This is a genomic window from Nostoc sp. (assembly GCF_036919555.1).
Lineage (GTDB): Bacteria > Cyanobacteriota > Cyanobacteriia > Cyanobacteriales > Nostocaceae > Nostoc.
Genome location: NZ_JBALCS010000117.1, coordinates 20001 through 36149 on the forward strand (window position 1 = coordinate 20001; position 16149 = coordinate 36149).

Below are 16149 nucleotides of genomic sequence, written 5' to 3' on the forward strand. Positions count from 1 at the left end.
ACGTAACAAATTCCGATTGACTGTTGTTTCATAGCCACAGTCAATCGGAATTTGTAGGGCTTTTTTCGGAAAATACTGGTGATCTTTGAGTAGTCGAGTAGGGAATAAGCGCTACTTACTGTATGCAGGGATAAAACCCTGCTATTTTTTTGGGTTTTATCACAATGTATTGGATTAGATTTTTTAAATCCTTAAATTATTTTTAATTGTCGGCTGTTAACACTTGTTCAGCTGTTAATTCTAACTCTGGAAAAATTTGAGATTGAATGCGTTCATTACCAAGAAACTCTACTGGTTCGTATAATTCTTCTATCAATGTGAAGACAGTCACTTTGCTCGTTAATGGATCGACAATCCAATACTCTGAAATATTTAAAACGTTATACTCAACTCGCTTGGCTCGATAATCTACGGTCTTTGTTGATTCACTGACGACTTCCACCACCAACAACGGAGGTGGTTCGTTGAGTTCAATAACTGCCTCTCGGTTTCTCAACTCTCGCCATTGAGGTAATGGAATCACAACTACATCTGGAATCCTTGATGTATCCCATCTCCCAGCCCGGGGGGAACGAACACCGATAACCATTTGTTTAGAAGTCCAATCCAACTTTAGCCGGAGAATTTCTGCTCGGAAACAAACATTGATAAATTCTGTTACAGCACCATGTTGTCCACTTCCTAGACTCATAGGAATTAGTTCTCCATTGACCAATTCGTAGCGGGTATCAGTACCATCATCATATTTCAGGTATTCCTCAAAGGTTAGTTTTGGGGTGGTTATAGTCATTGCTTGCCGTTACAAATTTTTACGTTGGTTTGACGACTAATACCGAACAATTAGCCTCTTCTACAACTTGACTGCTAACAGAACCTTGGACAATTCGCTTCATCCCAATCAACCCACGACTGCCAATTATAATCAAGTCAGTTTTGTAAATATTGGCAAGGCGAATAATCTCTTCGGCAGGATCACCAGTTACCATCTCTAACTCACTTGTGACTGATAATTTTTCCTGATAAGATTGCAGCTGTTTTTCAATATGAAAATAAGAAAATGTTGGAGACTCTGGCTGAGGACGATCAGCAGGTAGTTCCATCTCTGACTCTGGCGTGGGAAACACATGACAAAGGATAACCTTGGCATCTTTTGACAACGCCAAATTATCTAAAATCTGAATTACTCGTTCTGAAATTTCCGAACCATCCAGAGCTACCAAAATATTGTTTAGCACTGCTCTCGTCTCCTCAAGAGTAGACCCCTTACATAAGTATGTAGCAAAATCTGTTGGCAGCTACACTAAATTTATTTTCCATCTGCCTACTTAGTTTATATAGGAATCCGGTTTGATTGCGTGAAAAGACACGTAGGGTGTGTTAGCAAGGAGAGTACGGCACCTAAGCCTTGATAATGGTGCGTTACGAACTTCGTTCTAACACACCCTACAATACCTAATTTTGTTCAGAAATCAAATATGATTCCTATATATTCGAGGCTGTGCCATCGGTCGGTTTCACCCCAATTTAACGTTAGTGCATTGTAGCAACTGGTCTGGAGAAATTTTTCACCAGTTCATTGGAGAGGGTTTTCCTTTCCAATGAACTGCCCTTCGGCAATTCCCTACTTTTGAAGCAACATGCTGTCGGCAATGCCAGTGGACGCTTAAAGCGCGGCTGAAGTCAGGATAGCAAAAGTCACGCGATCTCCATCCAAACTTTAAGTCTTAATCTATCGAGTGACTTTTGCCAACAGTATAGGTAGGGAAAAATTAAGCATTACAAATCACTCTTCTTGCTGAATTCGGCGTCGGACTGAATCAGCATGGGAAGGTAAGCCCTCTGCTGTTGCTAGCACATCAATGGCACCAGCCACATTTTGCAGTGCGGTTTGGGAGTATTGAATAATACTGGAGTGTTTGAGGAAAGTTTCAACCCCTAAAGCCGAAGCATAGCGGGCAGCACCAGAAGTTGGCAAGATATGGTTAGGTCCTGCCAAATAGTCTCCTACAGCTTCTGGTGTTGAGTAACCCAAAAAGATTGCCCCAGCGTGGCGAATCTGTGGTAATAGTGCCCAAGGGTCTTTGATTTCTAATTCCAGGTGTTCGGGGGCAAATTCATTTGAAAATTCCGCTGCTGCTTGGAGCGATTCCACAACGACAATTAAGCCGTAGTGAGCGATCGCTTTTTCTGTGTCTATTCGCCGTGGGTGATCCACTAGCTGTCTTTCCAAGGCTAGTTGCACGTTTTTCGCCAAAGCCGCATCCGTCGTCAGCAAAATGGCGGCAGCCATTGGATCGTGTTCGGCTTGGGCTAGCAAGTCAGCAGCGACATGCACCGGATTTGCGGTTTCATCGGCAATCACCAGCACTTCGCTGGGGCCTGCCAAAGAATCAATGCCGACGGTGCCATAGACAAGTTTTTTCGCTAGGGTGACATAAATGTTACCAGGTCCAGTAATCACATTCACTTTCGGAATCGTTTCTGTGCCATAGGCTAAAGCAGCGATCGCTTGTGCGCCCCCAATGCGATAAATTTCTTGTACTCCTGCTTCTTGGGCAGCTACCAAGACTGCTGGATTAATTGCACCACCAAGTCCAGGAGGTGTCACCATTACCACATGGGGTACAGCAGCTACCTTTGCCGGAATTGCATTCATCAGCACTGTACTGGGATAGGCGGCGCGGCCACCAGGCACATACAACCCGGCTCGGTCTACGGGGGTGTAGCGTTTGCCCAGCACTATTTCATCGTCGCCAAAGTGTACCCAGCTTTTCGGTACTCGCTGACGATGAAATGCTTCAATTTGGCGGCAAGCTAGTCGAATTGCGCCCAACAACTCCTTTGACACCTGCTGATAGGCTGCATCCAGTTCCGAGCCTGTAACTCGGAGTTGTTCTGCTTTTAGGGTTTGTTTGTCAAATTCGGCTGTGTAATGCAATACAGCTTTGTCGCCTTGGCGCTTCACTGCTTGCAAAACTTCGCGCACCGTTGCTTCTTTGTGAAGCACCTGTTCGTCATGGGTGCGATCACAGATCCGTTGTAGTTCTGCTCTGACGTCTGCCTGCTGAGTAATGATTCGCAGCATGGAGTAAGGACAATGCCAAAATGATAATATTCACACCTGAGATTTAGTATTGCTCTTGACCAACTGGGGTGTGGAAGCTGACTCTAATTCTCTTCTCTAGCTTAACCTGGATTTTTTTGATACTCTCAAGGCTGCCACCACATTGTTTGCTTGAGAAGGCGACTTAATTGCTCAGTCCCACAAGCCTCGGCAGGCTAGCGGTAGGAAGTGGGCGTGCCATTTACCACTACCTTTATACCCTTACCCTCACTCCTTGCTCTAGTGCAGGTAGTGTGTTTGCACATCTAGTCCCCCGGATTTACAGGGGGTAGGATCTGAGTATAATTTTTACTTATTTTCCTAACTTTTAGTAGTTAACATGTGTAGATACACGATATATCGGTTCTATACTTTGAAACCTCTGAAATTTAGCTGTTTACAGTTCCTTGCCTTTGACAATACATCCGTTTTGGGGAAAGATTATATTGGCAATCACATTGCTTAACCAGGTGGTGAGTTAGGGCTACTATTTTATTTGATGTACCTCATTTTAACGCATTTCCTAAATTGACGACACACCAAATTAAGGACTGGGGATTAAGGAGCGGGGACTAGGCACTAAATTTTTCCCCAATGAGAGATTTTTTTTGAGGAAATTATAACATTGGCAATTTGGATGCTATATTAGTAAGTCTAGTAGTGTGTGTACATATTAATAGTATTTTTGGAATTGACTGTGGCGAATACAAAGTCTGCTCTCAAGCGTGCCGGAATCGCAGAACGTAACCGACTGCGTAATAAAGCTTACAAATCAGCAGTCAAGACGCTGATGAAGAAATACCTGAATGCTGTAGCTGTCTATGCAGCTAGTCCTACCCCAGAATTAAAACAAGAAGTAGAGGCTCGGTTATCCGAGGCTTACGGCAAAATCGATAAAGCGATTAAACGGGGTGTGCTTCACCCCAACAATGGGGCAAGGAAAAAGTCGAGATTGGCTCATAAACTAAAACCCCTAACTCAAACAGCATCTGAATAGTCATTGGCAAGCCAGTGCGCTCTTCTGACTCAGCGAGCCAGTGCGTTACGAACTTTCCCAAAGTTGTAGCAAGTGGTGTGAAGTGTGAAACGCCAAGGGCGATGGCGCAGCGTAAAGCCAACTCTTAGAGAGGCTGCACTAACGGCATGGCAACTCTTAGAGACGCTGTTCGCGTTCGCTTAGAGCGAGTCTGCGAGCGTCTGGCAAGCCAGTACAGTCTTGAGGATTTCCACGCCACTTGCTCTATACCTCTTAACCCGTCCACCGCAGGGCTGCCCCATGAGCGAGTAGTATTGGCTCTGCCGAATTAAAACAAGTGGTGGGCGTGGTTTCCCTCTTAGCTGGTAATCGTGAAGGGTATGCGTTGCTTCTCCTGTTGGAGAAGGATTCACCTGGAGGGTCATTTGTTCTTAGTCGTGATCAGGGCTAATGATTTATGACTAATGACAAAGGACAAAGAATGCAACTGATAGACACGCACGTTCATCTAAACTTTGATAGTTTCCAGCCGGATTTAGCAACAGTGCGATCGCGGTGGCAACAAGCAGGTGTAGTGCGTTTAGTACATTCCTGTGTTCACCCTGAGGAGTTTTCCAGTATTCAATCCATAGCCCAAGAATTTCCCGAAATCAGCTTTGCTGTAGGATTACATCCTTTAGATGCTGATAAATGGAATAGCGAGACAGCCGAGAAAATAAAAACTTTAGCAAGTTCTGACTCGAATGTGGTAGCAATTGGGGAAATGGGGTTGGATTTTTACAAAGCTGATAACTATCAGCAACAGTACATGGTGTTCGAGTCACAGTTAGCGATCGCATCTGAACTCAACTTACCAGTGATTATCCACTGCCGTGATGCTGCTATGGCAACCAGAGAAGTGTTGCAAAAATGGCGGGAACTTAAAGGAGAAAAGGTGAGAGGTGTCATGCATTGCTGGGGAGGAACGCCAGAAGAAACTCAATGGTTTCTCGATTTAGGCTTCTATATTAGCTTTAGCGGAACGGTAACGTTCAAAAACGCCAAAGCGATCCAATCCTCAGCGGTGATGGTGAGGAGCGATCGCCTACTGATTGAAACAGACTGTCCTTTCCTAGCTCCGGTTCCTAAACGGGGCGAGAAGCGCAATGAGCCTGCCTACGTGCTTTATGTAGCCGAGCAAGTAGCTAAACTACGTCAGGAAACGGTAGAGGCGATCGCCCATCAAACCACCCAAAATGCCTGTGAATTATTCGGTCTGTCAATATAAAGTGTGCTTTAATCTCTTTTATTCAGTTGTGCTAAAAAAAATAAAACTCTAGGAGGACAAAATATGCTAATATTATTCCCTCAAAAACATTTTGCTTGCGCCATAATGATAAAGGAAGCAACCTAAAACTTCTCCTCGGAATTTTCCATGCTGTTATAGCTTGGCCATCCTCCAAATCTCTACAAGCGGATGCTCTCCACACATGACTAACCGTGCCAACCCAAATCGAGCTAGAATTTTGCACAACATCGGCTTGGTGTCTATTGAACCTATTCAAAATCGTTAAACAAAATTGCCTTGTGAGTACAATTCAGCAAAATGAAGTGATTCTGATTCAAAGCCGACAGGGTACAGATCATTCCCTCAGTCTTAGGATATCTAGGATATCACTGAGAGTATAAATACCGGAGTGATTTAAGACACATCGCGTGGATCTGCGTCAGCAAATTAACGCGCTTTTTGGAGGGGAAGTGAGGAAAGTAGATCAAACTCAGGAATATCTCAACTGTATATTCTTTTTGAATCAATACTATAGTTGGTTTTTGGCTTCTGAGTCACCGATTAGGGACGATTACCCCCTTGTCGAAATTGCTCATTATAGCCAGCTTTAATTGCTGCGTTTGCCCACACCTGTAAATAGCAAGTGTGTAAGAAAAAGTTCCCAAACAGCTAAGGACACTGGCTAGCAGTGGGAAGCGTCAAATAGCAGTGTCCAAGGGAAAATTTTACCAGGTTGACAAAGGAAGAGGCATGACTAAAGAAACATATATGGAACCCGCCTTTCTATTGCCCGACTTGATTGAAATCCAGAGGTCAAGCTTTCGCTGGTTTTTGGAAGAAGGGCTGATAGAAGAACTTAACTCCTTTAGTCCGATCACAGATTATACGGGCAAATTAGAACTGCACTTTTTAGGTCATAACTACAAACTCAAGGAGCCAAAGTACAGCGTCGAAGAAGCCAAACGGCGGGATAGTACCTATGCCGTCCAAATGTATGTACCTACACGTCTGATTAACAAAGAAACAGGGGAAATCAAAGAGCAAGAAGTATTTATTGGGGATTTGCCTTTGATGACTGATCGCGGCACGTTTATTATTAACGGAGCCGAGCGGGTAATTGTCAACCAAATAGTGCGATCGCCAGGGGTTTATTACAAATCAGAAATAGACAAAAATGGGCGACGTACTTATTCAGCTAGCTTAATTCCCAACCGGGGAGCATGGCTGAAATTTGAAACAGACCGTAACGATTTGGTGTGGGTACGCATCGACAAAACCCGCAAACTCTCAGCGCAGGTACTCTTAAAAGCTTTAGGGTTATCAGATAACGAAATCTTTGATGCCTTACGTCATCCAGAATATTTCCAAAAAACCATCGAAAAAGAAGGGCAATTCTCTGAAGAAGAAGCCCTAATGGAGTTATATCGGAAACTCCGTCCTGGTGAACCACCTACGGTGTTAGGTGGACAACAGCTCCTAGACTCCCGTTTCTTTGACCCGAAACGTTATGACCTTGGTCGCGTCGGACGCTACAAGCTCAACAAGAAATTGCGCCTTTCTGTCCCCGACACAATGCGCGTGTTGACTTCTGGCGATATTTTGGCAGCCGTAGATTACCTGATCAACCTAGAATATGATATTGGTAATATCGATGACATTGACCACTTAGGTAATCGGCGCGTGAGAAGCGTCGGTGAATTGCTGCAAAACCAAGTACGGGTAGGCTTAAACCGTTTAGAGAGGATTATTCGGGAACGAATGACCGTATCTGATGCGGAAGTGCTGACCCCTGCTTCCTTGGTGAACCCCAAACCACTGGTAGCAGCAATTAAAGAATTCTTCGGTTCCAGCCAGTTAAGTCAGTTCATGGATCAAACAAATCCCCTAGCAGAACTGACCCACAAACGCCGCCTGAGTGCCCTTGGACCTGGTGGTTTAACCCGCGAACGCGCTGGGTTTGCTGTGCGGGATATTCATCCTAGTCACTATGGACGCATTTGCCCCATTGAGACACCAGAAGGTCCCAACGCCGGATTGATTGGCTCCTTAGCAACCCATGCACGGGTTAACCTGTACGGCTTCTTAGAAACGCCATTTAGACCTGTAGAAAATGGGCGAGTTAGATTTGACGTGCCTCCAGCCTACATGACAGCCGATGAAGAAGACGACCTGCGGGTTGCTCCTGGAGATATTCCTGTAGATGAAACCGGGCACATTGTTGGCCCGCAAGTGCCAGTACGCTATCGCCAGGAATTCTCCACCACAACACCAGAACAGGTGGACTACGTAGCAGTATCTCCCGTACAGATTGTGTCGGTAGCGACCAGCATGATTCCCTTCTTGGAGCATGATGACGCTAACCGAGCGCTGATGGGGTCGAACATGCAACGGCAAGCAGTACCCCTGCTCAAGCCAGAACGTCCTCTGGTGGGTACTGGTTTGGAAGCGCAAGGAGCAAGAGACTCTGGGATGGTGGTTGTATCGCGCACCGATGGCGATGTCACTTATGTGGATGCTACAGAAATTCGTGTCCGTCCTAAAGCTAACACTTCAGAAATTAAGTACACCCTTTCTAAGTACCAACGCTCAAACCAAGACACCTGTTTAAATCAGAAACCCCTCGTCCGCATTGGTGAACGTGTTGTTGCTGGTCAGGTGCTGGCTGATGGCTCCTCCACCGAAGGCGGTGAATTGGCGCTAGGACAAAATATTGTAGTTGCTTATATGCCTTGGGAAGGCTACAACTACGAAGACGCAATTTTAATTTCTGAAAGACTGGTGCAGGATGATGTCTACACCTCAATTCACATTGAAAAATATGAAATTGAAGCTAGACAGACAAAACTGGGGCCAGAAGAAATCACTAGAGAAATTCCTAACGTCGGGGAAGATGCCTTGCGTCAGTTGGATGAACAGGGAATCATTCGCATTGGGGCATGGGTAGAAGCTGGAGACATCTTGGTAGGAAAAGTCACACCCAAAGGTGAATCTGACCAACCGCCAGAAGAAAAACTGTTGCGTGCCATCTTTGGTGAAAAAGCGCGGGATGTGCGGGACAATTCTCTGCGAGTACCAAATGGTGAAAAAGGTCGCGTAGTTGATGTGCGCTTGTTTACTCGTGAACAAGGCGATGAACTGCCACCAGGAGCTAATATGGTAGTCCGGGTGTATGTCGCCCAAAAACGCAAAATCCAAGTTGGTGACAAAATGGCAGGACGCCACGGTAATAAAGGGATTATTTCTCGGATATTACCGGCAGAAGATATGCCTTATTTGCCCGATGGTTCACCAGTGGACATTGTACTCAACCCCTTGGGCGTACCCAGTCGGATGAACGTCGGACAAGTATTTGAATGCCTCTTGGGTTGGGCTGGTCAAACCTTGGGAGTCCGATTTAAGATTACTCCCTTTGATGAAATGTACGGTGAAGAGTCATCGCGCCGAATCGTACATGGCAAATTGCAAGAAGCACGTGATGAAACAGGTAAAGACTGGGTATACAACCCAGATAATCCTGGCAAAATCATGGTGTATGACGGTCGTACAGGCGAACCCTTTGACCGAGCAATTACCATCGGTGTGGCTTATATGCTGAAACTGGTGCATTTGGTGGATGATAAGATTCACGCCCGTTCTACAGGGCCATACTCACTGGTGACTCAGCAACCCTTGGGTGGTAAAGCACAACAAGGTGGTCAGAGGTTTGGGGAAATGGAAGTGTGGGCATTGGAAGCTTTTGGTGCAGCTTACACCTTACAGGAACTGCTCACAGTAAAATCTGACGATATGCAAGGACGGAATGAAGCGTTAAATGCGATCGTTAAAGGCAAGGCAATTCCCCGACCTGGAACCCCAGAGTCCTTTAAGGTGCTAATGCGCGAGTTGCAATCATTGGGATTAGACATTGCCGTACACAAGGTAGAAACCCAAGCAGACGGCAGTTCCCTAGATGTGGAAGTCGATTTGATGGCAGACCAATCAGCGCGTCGCACACCTACTCGACCCACCTATGAATCTCTTTCCCGCGAATCGTTGGAGGAAGACGAATAAGGAGTGCTGAGTGCTAAGTGCTAAATGCTGAGAATTAAAAGACTCAGCAATTGGTATTTAGCACTTGGATCTCTCTTAATTCAAACCTTAAAACTAAATATACTCAAAACTCATAAATCGGAACTCAGTACTTAAGTATGAGACCTGCCCAAACTAATCAGTTTGACTACGTAAAAATTGGCTTGGCTTCCCCTGAACGCATTCGGCAGTGGGGCGAGAGAACATTGCCCAATGGTCAGGTAGTCGGTGAAGTTACCAAGCCAGAAACGATTAATTACCGAACTCTCAAGCCAGAAATGGATGGCTTATTTTGTGAGCGCATCTTTGGACCCGCGAAAGATTGGGAATGCCATTGTGGCAAGTATAAAAGAGTTCGTCACAGAGGTATTGTTTGTGAGCGCTGTGGGGTAGAAGTCACCGAGTCACGGGTGCGTCGCCACCGCATGGGCTATATTAAACTCGCCGCACCAGTAGCTCACGTTTGGTATCTCAAAGGCATTCCTAGCTATATTTCCATCTTGTTGGATATGCCCTTGCGGGATGTCGAGCAGATTGTCTATTTCAACTCTTATGTTGTCCTGAGTCCAGGTAATGCCGAAACTTTAACTTACAAACAACTACTGAGTGAAGATCAGTGGTTGGAAATTGAAGACCAAATTTATAGCGAAGATTCTCTGTTACAGGGCGTAGAGGTTGGTATTGGTGCTGAAGCACTGTTGCGCTTGCTTGCCGATATCAATTTAGAGCAAGAAGCGGAAAGCCTACGCGAAGAAATTGGCAACGCCAAGGGACAAAAGCGGGCCAAGCTAATTAAACGACTGCGGGTGATTGACAACTTCATCGCCACTGGTTCCAAACCAGAGTGGATGGTAATGGCAGTTATTCCCGTGATTCCCCCCGACTTGCGCCCAATGGTGCAACTAGATGGCGGACGGTTTGCCACCAGCGATTTAAATGATTTGTATCGGCGGGTAATTAACCGCAACAATCGTTTGGCACGTTTACAAGAAATTTTGGCACCAGAGATTATTGTGCGGAATGAAAAGCGGATGCTGCAAGAAGCAGTGGATGCTTTGATTGACAATGGTCGTCGGGGACGCACTGTGGTAGGGGCAAATAACCGACCCCTAAAATCTTTGTCTGACATTATTGAGGGTAAGCAAGGACGTTTCCGACAAAACTTGTTAGGAAAACGGGTTGACTACTCTGGACGTTCTGTAATTGTTGTCGGGCCAAAGCTGAAAATTCACCAGTGTGGTTTACCTAGAGAAATGGCGATTGAGCTATTTCAACCATTTGTGATTAACCGCCTCATTCGTAGCGGCATGGTGAATAACATCAAAGCTGCGAAAAAGCTGATATCGCGTAATGACCCCAGCGTGTGGGATGTGCTGGAAGAAGTGATTGAAGGACATCCTGTGATGCTAAATCGGGCACCAACGTTGCACCGCTTGGGTATTCAGTCTTTTGAACCGATTTTAGTAGAAGGTAGAGCGATTCAATTGCATCCTCTGGTGTGTCCAGCGTTTAACGCCGACTTTGATGGCGACCAAATGGCGGTACACGTACCGTTGTCGTTAGAAAGTCAGGCTGAAGCGCGGTTGTTGATGTTGGCTTCTAACAATATTCTGTCACCAGCCACGGGTAAACCGATCATCACGCCCAGCCAAGATATGGTATTGGGGGCATATTACTTAACAGCAGAAAATCCCGGTGCGACAAAAGGCGCAGGAAAGTACTTTTATTCGCTAGATGACGTAATTATGGCTTTTCAGCAAGACCAAATTGACTTGCACGCCTATATTTACGTGCGGTTTGACGGTGAAATAGAATCAGACCAACCGGATACGGAACCTCTGAAAGTGACGGAAAACGACGATGGTAGCCGGACATTACTCTATAAGTTCCGCCGAGTCAGACAAGACGCTAAGGGCAATGTAATTTCGCAGTATATATACACAACTCCTGGCCGCGTTATTTACAACAATGCCATTCAGGAAGCACTAGCAAGTTAGTGCTGAGTGCTGAGTTTTGAGTAGGAAAACCACTCAGGACTCAGGATTCAGGACTCAGGACTCTTAATGACTCAGGACTAATGACTAATGACTAACGAAAAAATGATTTTTCGCAATCGTGTGGTTGACAAAGGTCAACTGAGAAATTTAATTTCTTGGGCCTTTACGAATTATGGTACAGCGCGAACCGCAGTGATGGCGGACAAATTGAAAGATTTGGGATTTCGCTACGCTACCAAAGCAGGGGTTTCCATCAGTGTAGATGACTTGATGGTGCCACCAACTAAGCGATTGCTCTTAGAAGCAGCCGAAGAAGAAATTCGCGCCACTGAAATCCGTTACCAACGCGGAGAAATCACCGAAGTAGAACGCTTCCAAAAGGTAATCGATACCTGGAACGGTACCAGTGAAGCCTTGAAAGATGAAGTTGTCCTTCACTTCAAGAAGACTGATCCCCTAAACTCCGTATACATGATGGCATTCTCCGGGGCACGGGGTAACATCTCCCAAGTCCGGCAATTGGTGGGGATGCGGGGACTGATGGCAGATCCTCAAGGGGAAATTATCGATTTGCCCATCAAAACCAACTTCCGTGAAGGACTAACTGTGACGGAATATATTATTTCGTCTTACGGTGCTAGAAAAGGATTGGTGGATACTGCCTTGCGGACGGCTGACTCTGGTTATCTCACCCGCCGGTTAGTGGATGTATCCCAGGATGTAATTATTCGGGAATTTGATTGTGGCACCACCAGAGGTCTTAGCATTCGACCAATGACAGAAGGTGCCAAAACCTTGATTCCTCTAGCAACCCGCTTGATGGGACGGGTAATTGGCGAAGATGTGGTGCATCCGGTGACAAAAGAAGTGATTGCACCACGCAATTCCCCAATTTCTGAAGACTTGGCGAAGAAAATTGAAAAATCTGGGGTGGGAGAAGTTGTGGTGCGATCGCCCCTAACTTGTGAAGCAGCACGTTCTGTCTGTCAACACTGCTACGGCTGGAGTTTAGCCCACGCCAAAATGGTGGACTTGGGCGAAGCTGTGGGAATTATTGCCGCCCAAAGTATCGGCGAACCTGGCACCCAGTTAACCATGCGGACATTCCACACGGGTGGTGTGTTTACTGGAGAAGTAGCGCAACAAGTTCGTTCTAAAATCGATGGAACTGTTAAGCTTCCTCGCAAACTGAAGACCAGAACATATCGTACCCGCCACGGTGAAGATGCCCTATATGTTGAGGCTAATGGCATCCTGCTTTTGGAGCCAACAAAAGTAGGTGATGTTACCCCAGACAACCAAGAGGTTCATCTTACTCAAGGTTCAACATTATATGTATTTGACGGAAATCAGGTAAAACAAGGTCAGTTGTTGGCAGAGGTTGCCCTCGGTGGACGCACAACTCGGACTAATACAGAAAAAGCAGTTAAAGATGTCGCCTCTGACTTAGCAGGGGAAGTGCAATTTGCCGAAGTAGTCCCAGAACAAAAAACTGACCGTCAGGGTAATACCACAACCACAGCCGCACGCGGTGGCTTGATTTGGATTTTGTCTGGGGAAGTTTACAACTTGCCGCCCGGTGCAGAATTGATTGTCAAAAATGGTGATGCGATCGCCTCTAATGGAGTTTTAGCAGAAACCAAGTTAAGCACTTTGCACGGCGGTGTGGTGCGCTTGCCCGAAGTTAACCCAGGTAAAAGTACCAGGGAAATTGAGATTATCACCGCTTCTGTAGTTTTAGACCAGGCAACGGTAACAGTCCAAAGTTCCCAAGGTCGCAATAATTACTTAGTCTCCACTGGCAACAACCAGGTATTTAACCTTCGAGCTACACCTAGCACAAAAGTGCAAAATGGTCAAGTAGTAGCCGAGTTAATTGATGACCGCTATCGCACAACCACTGGTGGATTTTTGAAATTCGCGGGTGTAGAAGTCCAGAAAAAAGGCAAAGCCAAGCTGGGTTATGAAGTGGTGCAGGGCGGTACCCTCTTGTGGATTCCCGAAGAAAGTCACGAAGTTAATAAAGATATCTCCTTGCTGTTGGTAGAAGACGGTCAGTTTGTGGAAGCTGGCACTGAGGTAGTAAAAGATATTTTCTGCCAAAACAGCGGTGTGGTAGAAGTGACCCAGAAAAACGACATCCTGCGGGAAGTTGTGGTTAAGCCAGGGGAACTGCTAATGGTGGACGATCCAGAAGCAGTTATCGGGCGAGATAACACCTTCATCCAACCAGGTGAGGAGTTTCAAGGTAGTGTTGCCACGGAATTGCGCTATATCCAGTATGTGGAAACACCAGAAGGGCCTGCCCTGTTGAGTCGTCCAGTAGTTGAGTTTGCCGTACCGGATAATCCCGATGTGCCATCAACTACATCGATAAGTCAACAAACCGGGCGATCAATTCAGTTGCGGGCTGTGCAGCGACTACCTTACAAAGATTCGGAACGCGTCAAGTCTGTTGAAGGTGTGGAACTGCTGCGAACCCAGCTAGTGCTGGAAATTGAGCAAGAAGGAGAACAAGACCACAATGCTTCGCCTCTAGCAGCAGATATTGAATTGGTACAGGATGCCGAAGATCCAGAAGTTCAACGCTTACAACTGGTGATTTTGGAGTCCTTGGTAATTCGTCGAGACATTACCGCCGATGCCACCCAAGGTAGCACCCAGACAACACTTGAGGTAGAAGATGGGCTTACCATCGCCCCTGGATCTGTGGTAGCACGTACCCAAATCTTGTGTAAAGAAGGGGGGATAGTGCGAGGCGTTCAAAAAGGAACCGAAAACGTGCGTCGCTGCTTGGTATTGCGCGACGCTGACAGGCTTACCATTAATACTAGTACTCAGCCAAAAGTGAAAGTGGGTGACTTGCTAGTAGAAGGTACAGAAGTTGCTCCTGGAGTTTTTGCCCCAGAATCAGGGCAAGTAGTGGATATTAAAAAGTTAGGAGTTAAGAGTGAGGAGTTAGGAGTTAATTCCGAAACTCCTAACTCCTCACTCCAAACTCAGAACTATGTTATTACTACCCGCATCGGTCGCCCTTATCGAGTCAGCCCTGGTGCTGTGTTGCAGATAGAAGACAGCGATTTGGTACAACGGGGTGATAACTTGGTGCTGTTGGTGTTTGAACGCGCCAAAACCGGAGATATTATTCAAGGTTTGCCCCGGATTGAGGAACTGCTCGAAGCTCGCAAACCGAAAGAAGCGTGTATTTTATGTCGCCGGGCGGGTGAAATTAAGGTAGTTTACGCCGACGGTGGTGATGAAGCGATCGCCATCAAAGTCGTAGAATCAAATGGCGTAATCACAGATTATCCTCTAGGCCCAGGACAAAATTTGATTGTGCCAGATGGATCAACTGTATTAGCCGGACAACCGTTGACAGATGGGCCATCCAACCCCCACGAAATTTTGGAAATCTTCTTTAGCCTGGGTTCCGAAGACGGAATCTATGCTTGTGCTAGCCATGCTTTGCAAAAGGTACAGACATTCTTGGTGAATGAAGTGCAAATGGTGTATCAATCTCAGGGGATTGATATTTCCGATAAGCACATTGAAGTAATTGTTCGCCAGATGACCAACAAAGTCAGGATTGATGATGGTGGTGACACCACTATGCTTCCCGGTGAATTGGTAGAACTGCGCCAAGTTGAGCAGGTGAACGAAGCTATGGCAATTACTGGTGGTGCGCGGGCACAGTATACCCCAGTATTGTTGGGGATTACTAAAGCATCGTTGAATACTGATAGCTTTATCTCCGCTGCATCCTTCCAAGAGACAACACGGGTACTTACCGAAGCAGCTATCGAAGGCAAATCCGACTGGCTGCGGGGATTAAAGGAAAACGTGATTATCGGGCGATTGATTCCGGCTGGTACTGGGTACAATACCTATGATGAACCCGGTGCGATCGATGATTATGCTGCTGAGATTAGCAATAGTGTCTTGGATGAAGTTGATGATCCCCTGGATATGGTCTTAGATGACCGCACAGCTCGCACCTATAATTTAGATTCTCCTACTCTTGGGGAATCTGGTTTTGGTAGCAGACGTGCAGAAAGGTCAATTCTAGAGGAAGAAGATGAATTAATCGCCGATGAAGTACCAGACGACGACGATTTCGAGGAAGAAGAGGAAGACGAGGAAGATGATTTCGACGAAGAGTAGAGACTTGAAATTTCGCGTCTTTATTAAAAGGTAAAAAGGCAAAAGGCAAAAGAAAATCTTCTTTTGCCTTTTTATTTTGCTAAAAACACATTTTTAAATCCTCAACATTCTGGTTTCTGGCTGTCGAGCTAGTAGTCAGTCATTAGGGCGATTCAAAAGTAACATCCTCATAGAAATCTGCAACAGCACACCGAAAATCTGCACTTGCCAGATGAATGATATCTTCTTGTTTATATGGATAAAGTACCCATTGTCTCTCTGGGTTGCGGCGAAAACACTCAACATTTAACCGAGTTTGACTCACAAGTACATATTCCTGAAGTGACTCCATCTGTCGGTAGTCAGAAAATTTATCACCTCTGTCAAAGGCTTCTGTTGTCGGAGATAACACTTCTACAATTAAGCAGGGGTAACGCAGAAAGTTGTTAAAAGCTTTATCTCGTTGGTCACAACTTACTATCACATCGGGGTAGTAATAGATATTACAGCAGTTTGCGATCAAATTCACCACAAAAAAAGCTATCTAATAGGCTCAAAAAACAGACCACAATGATTAAACCAATTAAGCCTTCATCGC

The 16149-nt window shown here is 45.8% G+C and carries 9 protein-coding genes and 1 pseudogene; 6 read left to right on the forward strand and 4 right to left on the reverse strand.

Annotated features, from left to right (window positions below):
• Positions 1-202: 202 nt before the first annotated feature.
• The 3 genes from V7K36_RS31785 to hisD all read right to left on the reverse strand — a co-directional run bounded on the left by V7K36_RS31785 (position 203) and on the right by hisD (position 3085).
• On the reverse strand, positions 203-790 hold the full coding sequence (locus V7K36_RS31785; RefSeq protein ID WP_335121792.1) for a Uma2 family endonuclease: 588 nt from the start codon (positions 788-790) through the stop codon (positions 203-205).
• Between the two features lie 19 nt (positions 791-809).
• Complete coding sequence (locus tag V7K36_RS31790) at positions 810-1235, reverse strand: universal stress protein (RefSeq protein WP_335121794.1); 426 nt, start codon at positions 1233-1235, stop codon at positions 810-812.
• A gap of 548 nt (positions 1236-1783) precedes the next feature.
• Complete coding sequence (hisD, locus tag V7K36_RS31795; RefSeq protein ID WP_335121795.1) at positions 1784-3085, reverse strand: histidinol dehydrogenase; 1302 nt, start codon at positions 3083-3085, stop codon at positions 1784-1786.
• A 715-nt stretch (positions 3086-3800) separates the two neighbouring features.
• Here hisD and rpsT point away from each other — a divergent pair.
• The 6 genes from rpsT to V7K36_RS31825 all read left to right on the forward strand — a co-directional run bounded on the left by rpsT (position 3801) and on the right by V7K36_RS31825 (position 15572).
• Positions 3801-4100, forward strand: a complete 300-nt coding sequence (rpsT, locus tag V7K36_RS31800) for a 30S ribosomal protein S20 (protein WP_335121797.1) — start codon at positions 3801-3803, stop codon at positions 4098-4100.
• A 146-nt stretch (positions 4101-4246) separates the two neighbouring features.
• The gene (locus tag V7K36_RS31805; protein WP_335121798.1) at positions 4247-4411 is read left to right on the forward strand and encodes a hypothetical protein; all 165 of its coding nucleotides are present in this window, start codon (positions 4247-4249) and stop codon (positions 4409-4411) included.
• A 149-nt stretch (positions 4412-4560) separates the two neighbouring features.
• Positions 4561-5346: a TatD family hydrolase gene (locus tag V7K36_RS31810; RefSeq protein WP_335121810.1), complete on the forward strand. Its 786-nt coding sequence runs from the start codon at positions 4561-4563 to the stop codon at positions 5344-5346.
• A gap of 750 nt (positions 5347-6096) precedes the next feature.
• Entirely contained in the window at positions 6097-9396 is a 3300-nt protein-coding gene (rpoB, locus tag V7K36_RS31815) for a DNA-directed RNA polymerase subunit beta (protein ID WP_335121800.1), read from the forward strand.
• A 137-nt stretch (positions 9397-9533) separates the two neighbouring features.
• Complete coding sequence (locus tag V7K36_RS31820; protein ID WP_334939475.1) at positions 9534-11411, forward strand: DNA-directed RNA polymerase subunit gamma; 1878 nt, start codon at positions 9534-9536, stop codon at positions 11409-11411.
• An 87-nt stretch (positions 11412-11498) separates the two neighbouring features.
• Positions 11499-15572 (forward strand): DNA-directed RNA polymerase subunit beta'', encoded by a 4074-nt coding sequence (locus tag V7K36_RS31825; RefSeq protein WP_335121802.1) that lies wholly within the window; start codon positions 11499-11501, stop codon positions 15570-15572.
• 142 nt (positions 15573-15714) lie between these two features.
• Here the strand turns inward: V7K36_RS31825 and V7K36_RS31830 are convergent.
• Positions 15715-16056: pseudogene (locus V7K36_RS31830) on the reverse strand (Uma2 family endonuclease); the annotation flags it as partial.
• Positions 16057-16149 lie beyond the last annotated feature (93 nt).

What these genes read in the sequence shown, in the direction of transcription:
- V7K36_RS31785 (WP_335121792.1), bottom strand. Translation starts at nt 790, where the DNA reads ATGACTATAACCACCCCAAAACTAACCTTTGAGGAATACCTGAAATAT.
- hisD (WP_335121795.1), bottom strand. Translation starts at nt 3,085, where the DNA reads ATGCTGCGAATCATTACTCAGCAGGCAGACGTCAGAGCAGAACTACAA.
- V7K36_RS31805 (WP_335121798.1), top strand. Translation starts at nt 4,247, where the DNA reads ATGGCAACTCTTAGAGACGCTGTTCGCGTTCGCTTAGAGCGAGTCTGC.
- V7K36_RS31810 (WP_335121810.1), top strand. Translation starts at nt 4,561, where the DNA reads ATGCAACTGATAGACACGCACGTTCATCTAAACTTTGATAGTTTCCAG.
- rpoB (WP_335121800.1), top strand. Translation starts at nt 6,097, where the DNA reads ATGACTAAAGAAACATATATGGAACCCGCCTTTCTATTGCCCGACTTG.
- V7K36_RS31820 (WP_334939475.1), top strand. Translation starts at nt 9,534, where the DNA reads ATGAGACCTGCCCAAACTAATCAGTTTGACTACGTAAAAATTGGCTTG.
- V7K36_RS31825 (WP_335121802.1), top strand. Translation starts at nt 11,499, where the DNA reads ATGACTAACGAAAAAATGATTTTTCGCAATCGTGTGGTTGACAAAGGT.